Origin of the sequence: Psychrobacter piscatorii, from assembly GCF_001444505.1 — a bacterium.
Taxonomy (GTDB): domain Bacteria; phylum Pseudomonadota; class Gammaproteobacteria; order Pseudomonadales; family Moraxellaceae; genus Psychrobacter; species Psychrobacter piscatorii_B.
Genome location: NZ_LNDJ01000035.1, coordinates 1 through 12,088, shown reverse-complemented (window position 1 = coordinate 12,088; position 12,088 = coordinate 1). Strand labels below are relative to the sequence as shown.

At 42.5% G+C, this 12,088-nt stretch carries 10 protein-coding genes; 5 read left to right on the top strand and 5 right to left on the bottom strand.

Going from position 1 to position 12,088, the window contains the following annotated elements:
• The first annotated feature begins 85 nt into the window (after positions 1–85).
• From AS194_RS01960 to infA, 3 genes are all read left to right on the top strand, one after another.
• On the top strand, positions 86–1,171 hold the full coding sequence (locus tag AS194_RS01960) for an asparaginase (protein ID WP_058023839.1): 1,086 nt from the start codon (positions 86–88) through the stop codon (positions 1,169–1,171).
• A gap of 43 nt (positions 1,172–1,214) precedes the next feature.
• Positions 1,215–2,054 (top strand): tRNA pseudouridine(38-40) synthase TruA, encoded by an 840-nt coding sequence (gene truA / locus AS194_RS01955; protein ID WP_058023838.1) that lies wholly within the window; start codon positions 1,215–1,217, stop codon positions 2,052–2,054.
• Between the two features lie 111 nt (positions 2,055–2,165).
• Positions 2,166–2,387 (top strand): translation initiation factor IF-1, encoded by a 222-nt coding sequence (gene infA / locus AS194_RS01950; RefSeq protein ID WP_021814850.1) that lies wholly within the window; start codon positions 2,166–2,168, stop codon positions 2,385–2,387.
• 256 nt (positions 2,388–2,643) lie between these two features.
• On the opposite strand, the gene AS194_RS01945 is transcribed toward infA, so the two are convergent.
• From AS194_RS01945 to leuC, 5 genes are all read right to left on the bottom strand, one after another.
• Complete coding sequence (locus AS194_RS01945) at positions 2,644–3,918, bottom strand: L,D-transpeptidase family protein (RefSeq protein WP_058023804.1); 1,275 nt, start codon at positions 3,916–3,918, stop codon at positions 2,644–2,646.
• A gap of 294 nt (positions 3,919–4,212) precedes the next feature.
• Positions 4,213–5,316 (bottom strand): 3-isopropylmalate dehydrogenase, encoded by a 1,104-nt coding sequence (gene leuB / locus AS194_RS01940; protein ID WP_058023803.1) that lies wholly within the window; start codon positions 5,314–5,316, stop codon positions 4,213–4,215.
• Between the two features lie 39 nt (positions 5,317–5,355).
• Positions 5,356–6,075 (bottom strand): hypothetical protein, encoded by a 720-nt coding sequence (locus AS194_RS01935; protein ID WP_058023802.1) that lies wholly within the window; start codon positions 6,073–6,075, stop codon positions 5,356–5,358.
• Positions 6,076–6,214: 139 nt separating this feature from the next.
• The gene (leuD, locus tag AS194_RS01930) at positions 6,215–6,865 is read right to left on the bottom strand and encodes a 3-isopropylmalate dehydratase small subunit (RefSeq protein WP_058023801.1); all 651 of its coding nucleotides are present in this window, start codon (positions 6,863–6,865) and stop codon (positions 6,215–6,217) included.
• 141 nt (positions 6,866–7,006) lie between these two features.
• Complete coding sequence (gene leuC / locus AS194_RS01925) at positions 7,007–8,425, bottom strand: 3-isopropylmalate dehydratase large subunit (RefSeq protein ID WP_058023800.1); 1,419 nt, start codon at positions 8,423–8,425, stop codon at positions 7,007–7,009.
• A gap of 473 nt (positions 8,426–8,898) precedes the next feature.
• Between leuC and AS194_RS01920 the strand changes: the two genes are divergently transcribed.
• Together AS194_RS01920 and putP are read left to right on the top strand one after the other, a co-directional pair.
• Positions 8,899–9,771: a LysR family transcriptional regulator gene (locus AS194_RS01920; protein ID WP_058023799.1), complete on the top strand. Its 873-nt coding sequence runs from the start codon at positions 8,899–8,901 to the stop codon at positions 9,769–9,771.
• 475 nt (positions 9,772–10,246) lie between these two features.
• Positions 10,247–11,746 (top strand): sodium/proline symporter PutP, encoded by a 1,500-nt coding sequence (gene putP / locus AS194_RS01915; protein ID WP_058023798.1) that lies wholly within the window; start codon positions 10,247–10,249, stop codon positions 11,744–11,746.
• Positions 11,747–12,088: the final 342 nt, after the last annotated feature.

Genomic DNA, 12,088 nt, shown 5'->3' with positions numbered 1-12,088 from the left:
GACCTCTCAACCTGTCACTAATAAACGCTCTGGCGCTTCTTTTTTCATAATTATTTACTGTATTGATACTATGCCATCTTCTTTTATGACCAAAACTATGTCTGACCCCATTCAATTAATCTATGCTGGTGGTACCTTTGGTAGCTATGGCAAGCCGCTCGCGCCGCTATCGGCAGACATCTTTTTACCTACGCTACAAAAGCTACTGACTGAGCAAGGCAATACGACTGATTCACTCACGACTTCATGGCTAGACAACACGCTGATCAAAGACAGCAGCCAGCTTACGCCAGTTGATTTTGTACATTTTTATCAGCTATTACTGAATGCTTATAATCAAGGTGATAAACGCTTTGTCCTGATTAGTGGCACTGACACGTTGAGTTACTTAGGTGCATTTTTAGCAGAAGCTTTTGCCGGTAGCGATATTTGTATTGTGGTCACTGGAAGTATGCGGCCGTTATTAGATAGTGAAGTGATTCACTCCTACGATATCGATGCTGATAGCGACGCTTGGGGCAACCTTAACGACTCATTAAAACTGGCAGCAGCTGGTGAATCAGGTGTCAAGATTAGCTTTGGCGGCGAATCGTGGCCTGCACAAACGGTGCAAAAAATTCACAGTCATGACCTTATGGCATTTACTGGGCATTCTCGAGCAGCATATCCAGCCAACAGTTATATAAAAAATCTCTCAGATACCCGTAGACAGCATTGGCTGGATGATCAGCAAGACTTACTACCCAATATCAAAGCAAGTGCTGAGCAGGCCAAGATCCATGCTTTATACTGCTTACCTAATGATGTTCAGGTGCTCAATGATCAACTACAAGCGTTATTATCACAGCCGCCTTGTGGCATTATCCTATTAGGATTTGGCGCGGGGAATATTCCCTATTCGGCTGCACTAGCAAAGACGCTTGATTTGGTTCACGAGCATGGACACATGGTGATATCTGCCAGTCAATGTCCGTTTGGCGGTGTGAGCGACAGCTACGCGGCAGGCAGTTGGCAATATGACTACCACGTTATTGCTGGTGGACGCTTAACCATCCCTGCTATTTATGCACGGTTGTTATGGTTGCTACTGCGCTATGACAGTCCAGCAAGACGTCGACAGCGCTGGTTGAATAATGTCAGTCAACCTGGCACAAGCATCAAAAAGCGATAAATGCTCTTTAATTAATTCCAACTTTATAAGCTTAGAAACCAAAATGCCTAAGATTGAAACTATCGAACCTGAACGTTCACCAACCTATACTTTGGCGATTGCGATTGAGTTTTTGGGTACGCACTATCATGGTTGGCAGCGGCAACGAGAAGTGCTGGGTGTACAAGAAGCACTAGAAACTGCTATCGGCAAGGTCGCCAATGAATCCGTCGAAGTCATCGCCGCTGGACGTACTGACGCCAGTGTCCATGCCAGCAATATGATTGCTCATTTTACCACGCATGCGTATCGCCCTACTCATAACTGGTTACGGGGTGTCAATAGCCTACTACCTGACGATATTGCTTTGCGCTGGATTCAGCCAATGCCAGCTGATTTCCATGCGCGTTTTGGTGCGATTGCTCGTCGTTATCGTTATATCACCCTTAATCAAGCGCAGCGTCCTGCGATACTCAATCATCAGGTTACCCATATCTATGAGCCTTTAGACCTAGCAGCGATGCAAAAGGCAGCTGCCGATATCGTTGGTACTCACAATTTTAGCAGCTACCGTGCGGCAGCCTGTCAGTCCAATCAGCCAGTACGTACCGTCAGTCATGCCGACCTTTTCGCTCATGGTCAGTTTATAGTGTTCGATATACAGGCAGATGGATTTTTGCATCACATGGTTCGTAACTTGATGGGTACGCTATACGCGATTGGCAGACATGAGCTAGAACCAGCAGACTTTTTAAATATTTTGAGTAAAGAGGATCGGACAATTGCGCCGCCTACGGCCTCAGGGGATGGCTTGTATTTCATCAATGCCTATTATCCTGAGCATTTCCAGCGTTTATTGCCGCAGGCACCCCTCACACCGATTTGGTTAAACTTACCTGATTAAATTAGCATACATATCACTTACATGCTGTCAAGTCAAAACCAGGTTCTGTATTGCTTTAATCTGCTAACTTACGTATAATATGGGCTTATTTTTAATTGATTGATACAAATTATGGCAAAAGACGATATTATCGAATTTGAAGGCGAAGTCATTGATACCCTTCCTAACACTTTGTTCAAAGTTCGTTTAGAAAACGGACACGAAATCATTGCACACATCTCAGGTAAGATGCGTAAGCACTATATTCGTATCTTGACAGGTGATAAAGTTAAGGTTGAAATGACCCCTTATGACCTATCTAAAGGTCGTATTACTTACCGTGGTAAAAACTAAATACTCGCCAACTCATATGGTTATGAAAGTATTTATAAAAATACAGCCAATAACCAAATAGCTACTTTATCGCTGATAGCTGATATAGACGCTTGAGTGGTTTGACTGATAATAATAATGAAAACGCTAACCTGCTCATTATTGCCTATCACTGTTTTAGCTATTTAGTGTTCGCTGTTTGTTTTACCATAAAAAATACCGCTAAATTTCAGCGGTATTTTTTTGTCTGCGTTTTATGAAACAATTAAACGATGAGTTATTTGAACTCGACAGTGGCATCGTTCTTGATAACACCTAATAGGCTCAGTGCATCCCAGTTAGTGAGGCGAACACAACCTGCTGATGCCTGACGACTGATACGTTCAGGATCGGGTGATCCATGAATGCCATACGATGGTTTGCTAAGGCCAATCCATACCACCCCAACAGGATTGTTAGGACCTGGCGGGATAATAGATTTCTCGTCATCATCACTAGTATAGGTGTAATTTGGCTCGTGAATTTTGACTTTGACCTTATGCGTACCCGTTGGTGACGGTGTTGCTGTGCTACCTACTGTGGTTGGATAACTGGCAACCAGATTATCACTGTCATCGTATGCATATAAGGTTTGCGTGTCTTTATCAGCGACCACTCGCCTCACTGGTGTTGTATTAGGGTTGCCTGGGTTATAGACGATGATGGTTTCCCCGCTTTTAAAACTGGCATTGGGGTTGAGTGATTTAAGATAATCACGACTGATATGAAATTTTTCGCCCAAGGCTTCAAGGACGCTTTCATAATACATACCATCTAGCTTGGCTTTGGCTTCAGCACTAGCAGGAATCTGAGTTGTCTTAACGTTTACATCAGCGTCGGTTAACTGATAACTGACCAATACAGGCTGTGAAGTAAGCGTAGAATTCTTAGTCAATGCTTGCCACGTCTCTTCATTGACCGCTTCAGTTACTGGTAATCCTTGAGCCTTTTGAAAAGCTTGCATGGCTTTACGCGTGTTTTTGCCCCAATAGCCATCCACTGCACCCACACCACTATGATTCCAGTTCAGTAGCGCTTGTAATTTGGTAGCAACATTACGATCAATTTTGGTATCAGCTTTCCATGTTGCTTCATTTACCTTTTTAGCAGTTTCTGATAGATTTTCTGTACTGTATTCAATTTTGGTTAATAATTTATTTAGCGAATTTGCGGCTTTGCTATTACCCTCTATTTGCTGACTGACACCGTTGGTGACTGGACTGATATCGTTACTATCAGTCATCGTGCTGTCCATCGTATCAGCATCCATATTTTGACCACTAGTTTGGTTACTAGTAGATTGATTGCTACTAGTACTCATCTCTGCTTCGGTGCCTGCATTGTTATTATTATCTGTTGTAGTGTCTGTCATACCACTATTAGACGACTTGCTCTCATTAGTCGTTTGTGCGCTATTTTCAGTACTATTAGCATTGCTGCTGCAACCCACTAATAATGCGGACGCTGTACCCATCGCTATAGCAAGGCTGCCAACCTTAAGTAATTGAGACATAAAAAAACTCCCTAAATAGTTACCATATATCAAAAAATATCGAAAAATTTATTATAGAAATATATTGCCATAGCCCTACCACTATTCCCTAACAGCTTTATGTTAATAACTGACTCTTCCTACTGTGCATTTGTTAATAGGGTGAACAAACACACTGATCTGTTTACAATAAGGCATGACTCAATACCATATAAAATAAAAAACCCATAAATTGCTCAGCAACTTATGGGTATAAAATGAACGAGATTAGACTGTGAAAACTACATAAAAAGGGTCTGCACTAGATTAGCTGACTTATACCAGTTTGGCCAATACCGCTTGCCCCATCTCTTGGCAGCCCACTTGCTTGAGTCCAGCTTCACTGCTGTCTAAAATATCAAGCGTACGCAAGCCATCATCAAGCACATCACTGACTGCTTGCTCGATCGCTTGTGCAGCTTCCTCTTGTTTAAAGGTATAACGCAGCATCATAGCGACAGACAAAATAGTCGCCAATGGATTGGCTTTGTCTTGCCCAGCGATATCAGGCGCAGAACCATGACATGGCTCATACATGCCTTTGCCAGACTCATCTAAGCTCGCTGATGGCAACATACCAATAGAACCGGTCAACATTGCCGCTTCATCAGATAAGATGTCACCAAACATATTGCCTGTTACCATGACATCAAACTGCTTAGGATCTTTGATCAACTGCATACAAGCATTGTCAGCATACATGTGCGATAACGCCACATCATTATACTCTGCTTGCTGCATCTGAATCATTGTTTGCTTCCACAGCTCAGTCACTTCTAAGACGTTGGCTTTGTCTACTGAACATACTTTGGCCGCTGTACCTGCGGCTTGGGCGCGGGTTTTTGCTAATTCAAAAGCAACTTTACCGATACGCTGAATCTCACTGGTGCTGTACACCATCGTGTTATAGCCTTGCTGCTCACCATTTTCTAGTGTGCGAATACCACGTGGCTCACCAAAATAAATGCCACCCGTCAGTTCGCGAACAATTAGCAAATCTAAACCAGATATAATTTCAGGCTTGATACTTGACGCATTGGCTAGCTGCGGATAAAGCTTTGCCACACGTAAATTGGCAAACAAACCCAGCTCACCACGGATTTTAAGCAGACCGCGCTCAGGGCGCTTACTACGCTCAATCGTATCCCATTTAGGGCCGCCGACAGCGCCTAATAATACAGCATCTGCTGCACGTGCACGCGCTAACGTTTCATCAGGTAAAGGCTCACCTGTGGAATCAATAGCCACACCACCGATCAATCCAGACTCTAATGTCAAATCAAGTGAAAACTTCTCATTGACGGCCTTAAGCACGTCGATGGCTTGAGTCATGATTTCAGGGCCAATACCATCGCCCGCTAATGTTAAAATCGTTGCCATACTAATCCTTTTGGATATATTTTTATCAATTAATTTTTATTACGCTGTGGTCTTTTTAGATTTAGATGCTGACGTTACTGCTTTGACCATGCCTGTCTCTACAAACTCACCTTGGTGCTCAGACCCTAACTGTTTACAGAATCGGCGCTGCACCTTATTACCTTGTAATAGATCAATACATAAAGGCTCAGGCGACGCTGTGTCCAATAGACTGCCTGATTTTTCGCTGTTCTTCTTTTGATAAGCGCGCAGCTGATAAGTACCTGCGTCCGCAAAATCATGAATCATCGCAAAACGCTCAACGTATCCCATGTTATTCTCTGGATAAAAATTGACATGGACTTCACGTTTTGCAGGCATCACCCGTGCATAATAGTTGGTCAACCCTGGCATACCAGATGCGGCTAATGGCACTATCTTCATAGAGTTTTTACTCATGAGCGGTGTCATCTCTATGCCGATTTGGGGCGTTGCAGTGCCTTTATAATTTGGTAAAGACGCTACAATCTGATGATTAACTGGCTCATGATTGTCAGGAGAAATAACCAGTGTCTTATCTATTTGCACGATTTCACAGTGGTAAGTACCCACGCACGCGATGTTTACTTCGCCAGCAACGGGTTGAATCTTACCTACCCACGCTTTAGCACTTTCTGCCTCATCTATTTTTTGATAGCCCGTCAATAGCTGGCAGCCTGACAAAAATAAGCTTGCAGCAACAATCGTACTTGTCGATAGAGCATAACGTTTTTTATTCATAATGGCGGCTACTATTCATAAGAGAGATAATAAAGTATGGTAAAAACTACCCTTCATTTTAGCCAGTTCACCGCCATAACTCAACGATGCGTTGCGACTGGCCAGCGGTTTTGTGAGCAAGGCATCATAAAATCCTTACCTAAGCGCGTACGTCGTTAAAGATCCACGGCGTTTTTTGCATCATTTTATGCTCGTAGTCTTTGATAGCATCGCTTTGCTGCAAGGTTAAACCGATATCATCTAGCCCATTTAACAAGCAATGTTTGCGAAAAGCATCCACTTCAAAGGCATACTCTTCGCCTGTTGGTGTGATGACTACCTGACGCTCAAGATCTGCCGTCAGCTCATAGCCTTCATTAGCAACAGTCGCCTTCATTAAGGTATCCACAATCGCTTCATCTAGTACAATCGGTAACATGCCATTTTTAAAGCAGTTATTGTAAAAGATATCAGCAAAGCTTGGTGCGATAATCGTACGAAAGCCATACTCAGAAAGCGCCCAAGGTGCATGCTCACGACTAGAGCCACAGCCAAAGTTTCTGCGTGCTAGCAATATAGTAGCGCCTTGATAGCGGGGTTTATTCAATACAAAGTCTGGATTGATAACACGTGTGCTGTGGTCTTGGCCTGGATATCCTTCATCAAGATAGCGCCAATCATCAAATAAATTCACGCCAAAGCCTGTACGTTTAATAGACTTCAAAAACTGTTTTGCGATAATTTGATCGGTATCGACGTTTGCGCGATCAAGTGGGCAAACGATACCGGTTTGGGTGTTATAAGCTTGCATAAAATTTCCTATCAATTATATTTTTGCTGGCTGACGATCTTGATAAGCGTATTAAACAGTAAATAAATTTTTACCGTTTTGACACCATGCTCATATATTTATCGTTGATATAAGCATGATATCAGCTACTTATTATCAGTCTTAAAACGTACGAACGTCTACAAAATGACCTGCCAACGCTGCTGCAGCTGCCATTGCTGGACTGACCAAATGCGTACGACCACCATTACCCTGACGACCTTCAAAATTACGATTAGACGTCGATGCACAATGCTCTTGCGGCTCAAGTTTGTCAGCATTCATGGCAAGACACATTGAGCAACCCGGCTCACGCCATTCAAAACCCGCTTCAGTAAACAAAGCATCTAAACCTTCAGCCTCTGCTTGTAGTTTTACTTGTCCAGAGCCTGCAACAACGATGGCTTCTTTGATATTATCCGCCACTTTACGTCCTTTGATAACTGCCGCAGCGTCCCGCAAATCTTCGATACGCGAATTGGTACATGAGCCAATAAATATACGATCAAGCTGAATGTCCGTGATTTTCTGACCAGCTTCTAAACCCATATAGGTATATGCGCGTAACCAACCCTCTTCTTGGGCTTCATCAATGGCTTGGTCAGGTGTCGGTACCGATTGGGTGATATCAACGACCATCTCAGGCGAGGTACCCCAAGATACTTGCGGTGCTATTTGGCTACCATCGATCTCAACCACGGTATCAAATACTGCGTCATCATCTGAATATAATGTACGCCAGTAGGCTTCAGCTTGTGGCCACTGTGACTCGTTTGGCGCGTACGGGCGACCTTTAACATAGTCTATCGTCGTATCATCAACGGCAACCATACCCACGCGAGCACCAGCCTCAATTGCCATGTTACAGACAGTCATACGACTTTCCATACTCATGTCTTCAAACACTTGACCTGCAAATTCAATCGCATGTCCAGTTCCGCCTGCCGTACCGATCTTCGCAATAATGGCCAGCACGACGTCTTTTGAGGTCACGCCCGCACCAAGTTGACCAGTGACGCGGATTTGCATATTTTTTGATTTCTTTTGGATCAAGCACTGCGTTGCCAATACGTGCTCAACTTCAGAAGTGCCGATACCATGTGCCAAGCAACCAAGTGCGCCATGTGTCGCTGTATGCGAATCACCGCAAACAACGGTCATACCTGGCAACACAAGACCTTGCTCAGGACCAACGACATGCAAAATTCCTTGACGCGCATCGTTGATTGTAAATTCTGCGATATCAAATTTGGTGCAGTTCTCATCCAATGTGACAACCTGTAGACGTGATACCTTGTCTTTAATACCAGGGACACCTGCTGAGCGCTCTTTGGTGACTGTTGGCACATTGTGGTCAGGACTGGCGATATTGGCAGACAAACGCCATGGTGCTCTATTGGCAAGCTCCAACCCTTCAAACGCTTGTGGACTCGTCACTTCATGCAACAGATGGCGATCGATATAAATTAAGCTCGAACCGTCGTCACGCTTGGTGACTTCATGAGCATTCCAAAGTTTGTCATATAAAGTTTGACCGGCCATGATGCTATCCTTTATTAATTACTACTGACTTGATTTTCGCTTGCTCACCTGTTGGTAAGCTAAGGTTCTGTTTGTTCAATTAACGATTAGATTTATCTATAATGTCGTATTTAACTGCATGATAGCTCTTCATGATTTGTGTGAGAGCATCATTTTGCAATAACTTCTACCTAATCAATGCTATTGAAATATATATTCTAGAATTGCTATATTTTGTGTAGTATAAATATTATTCATTAATAATTTTAGATTTGTGGCTATAAGCAGCGCCTAAAACACGCTTGAGACTGCAAATAATCAATTTAAAAGAATAAATATGTGACAATACGCCTTGATATCTTGTGATTATAGCAGGCAAATCCTATAATAATAATTGATGATTTTTAACCAGATGCAAACTTTTATTTTTAATACGTTATCATTGGCTCAGCCCACTTTTATTTATAGCTCATAAAGTAGCTAAGGAAATCCGTTTGAACACCACAAACTTGACGACATTCGTTACCGTTATGCACACTGGCAGTATTTCAGGTGCCGCAGAAAAGCTGTTCATTACTCAGCCTGCCGTCAGTAAGCGCATCAAAAATTTGGAAGATGAGTTTAACATTACTTTATTTGATACTGTAGGCCGCGGGATTGTGCCCACGCAGGCAGCTAGTGAGATGCTGCCACATGCAAAACGTTGGTTGGAAGATTATGAGAACTTCAAGATTAACTTGCAGCATTCCCAGCATATCGTCTCTGGCAAGCTTGTAATTGGCACAAGCCATCATATTGGTTTACATCATCTAGCACCCGTGCTTAAGCATTTTATTCAGACTTATCCTGCTGTTCAGTTAGAAGTTCATTTTGTCGATTCAGAAAAAGCACATAAAGCCGTATTAGATGGTGATTTATCGTTGGCGTTTGTCACGCTACCGCCTGTATACGATAAACGCCTGACCTATCACACGCTTTGGTCAGATCCACTTTATTTTATGACGGGTACTTTGTCACCTTTGGCGACCAAATCTAATGTCACTTTAGAGCAGTTAGCACGCTATCCTGCTATTCTACCGTCTGCCAATACCTTTACCAGTCAGATTACTTTGGCTGAGTTTGCTAAGCATAACCTAAAACCTTATGCCACGATGAGTACCAATCCACTTGAATCTATTCGGATGCTGGTTTCTGTTGGACTGGGTTGGTCAGTCCTTCCGCAAACTATGGTCAGTCAAGATTTGGAACGTATCGATATGGCAGACAATATTGAATTACAACGTTATTTAGGTGTGGTTATCAATCCGAAGCTAACACAATCTAGTAGCGTAACCGCACTACTAGATTTGCTGGCGCCGATTGAGTAAAAACTTCCCAATACAACAATTTAGGTATTTAAGCTATTCGCATTTGTGACTCTCATACGTTATAATATGCTTGACGTTGTTTTAATAACAAAAATTTACCACAAGGACACTGATAGTCATATATTGAATACTTCTAGTAAGATATGATGGTTAACAGTAGGTTTAATGGTTTCGCTGATTGGTTATGTAGGTTGCTAATACTCATATATAAATAGCAGATGCGAGCAATAACAGCAGATAAGTGGAATGCGAGGTTCCCATTGTTCTCTATCTCTATATGAGTGCTAGCCATATAACGACATCAATCATATAAAACTACAAAAGGTACTGAAAAAAGCCATTATGTCTTAATTAATGGCTTTTTTTGTCTTTAAACATTGTTTGAGATATTTTGTTTGAGGTATCGTCTTTTAGGACAGAACTTTTATAGTTAAAAAATAATTAAAGCCAACGATGTTGGTTAAGGATAACTTATATGAACGGAGTTTCTAGTGGCGTGCTTATATCACTTGGCGCCTATTTTTTAGTGATGATTGGAATTGGTGTTTATGCTTATTTTAAGCAAGCCAATGATACCGAGGGTTATCTTTTAGGAGGACGTAATCTAGGTCCAGCAGTTACTGCACTTTCAGCAGGCGCATCGGACATGTCAGGTTGGTTGCTACTCGGACTACCAGGCTATATGTATGCAGATGGTGTGGTGAGTATTTGGATCGCACTTGGTTTGACCCTTGGTGCCTTCTTAAACTATATCATCGTAGCACCGCGTCTTCGTGTTTATACCGAAGTCGCTGATAATGCGATTACTTTACCTGACTATTTTGCCAACCGCTTCGAAGATAAATCGCATATGCTGCGTGTAATCTCCGCTTTGGTTATCATTTTATTCTTTACTGTCTACACAGCGGCAAGTCTCGTAGGCGGTGGTAAGCTTTTTGAAAGCTCACTTAACCTATCTTACACCACAGGACTTTGGGTGACTGCTGGCGTCGTTGTCGGTTACACGCTATTCGGTGGTTTCTTAGCAGTATCGATGACTGACTTTGTTCAGGGTATCATCATGCTGTTTGCGATGGTCATTGTACCTCTCGTTGCCTTTACGGATCTTGGCGGTGTTTCAGCCACGACTGAAGCCGTTAGAAACATTGATCCAAGCCTACTAAATATTACTAGCGGTATGAGTATCATCGGTATCATTTCACTCATGGCATGGGGTTTAGGATATTTTGGTCAGCCGCATATTATTGTGCGTTTTATGGCAATCCGCTCAGTACGAGATGTGCCTACTGCGCGTAATATCGGTATGAGCTGGATGATTGTCAGTCTTATTGGTGCGCTCATGACTGGTTTTGCTGGTCGTGCTTATGTACAAAAGACAGCTATGACGTTAGATGATCCTGAGACTATCTTTTTAGTATTCACTCAGTTCCTATTCCACCCGTTGGTTTCAGGTTTCCTATTAGCAGCGATTTTAGCGGCCATCATGAGTACCATCTCATCGCAGCTATTGGTAGTATCAAGCTCATTAACCAAAGACGTTTATAAACTATTCTTTGACAGAGATGCACCAGAAGCTCGTCAAGTATTGGTTGGACGTATCTCAGTTGTCGTGGTCGCTATTGTTGCTATCTTGTTAGCTTCTGATCCAGACAGCTCAGTATTGAACCTAGTATCAAACGCATGGGCAGGATTTGGTGCAGCGTTTGGGCCGTTGGTTATTTTCAGTCTCACATGGCGCCGCATGAACCGTAATGGTGCTGTTGCTGGTATGGTTGTGGGTGCATTGACGGTTATCTTATGGATCTATGGTCCTTTCCAAATAGATGGTATGGCACTAAATAGCTGGTTATATGCTATTGTTCCAGGCTTTATCTTAAGTACCATCGCTATCTTTGCAGTAAGTATCATGACTGGTGGCCCAAGAGAATCAGTCGCCGCTAAATACAAAGAGATGGAATTGAACCTGAACAAGTAGGTTTATACAGTAACTTTACCTTATCACTATAAAAAAACCTCGCCACTAATGGCGAGGTTTTTTATTGGTAGCTATTAATTATGATGTAAGTAGCTACTATTATAAGTAGGAAGGCTGCTCTAACCTTCTATTATGAGTATCTACTCTTAATAGAATAGCTATGTACTATTGCCAAATGGATCTGTCTAAACATGCCCCTACCTATATGGATAGCTAACTATCATATAGGTAGCGACAATGGATACATTGCTTACCATTCAATCAACTGGAAGGCAGATATCACACGTATAACAACATATGAGTAGTAAGTAGGTTGGGTAATCCCCCCAATAAATAAGAACA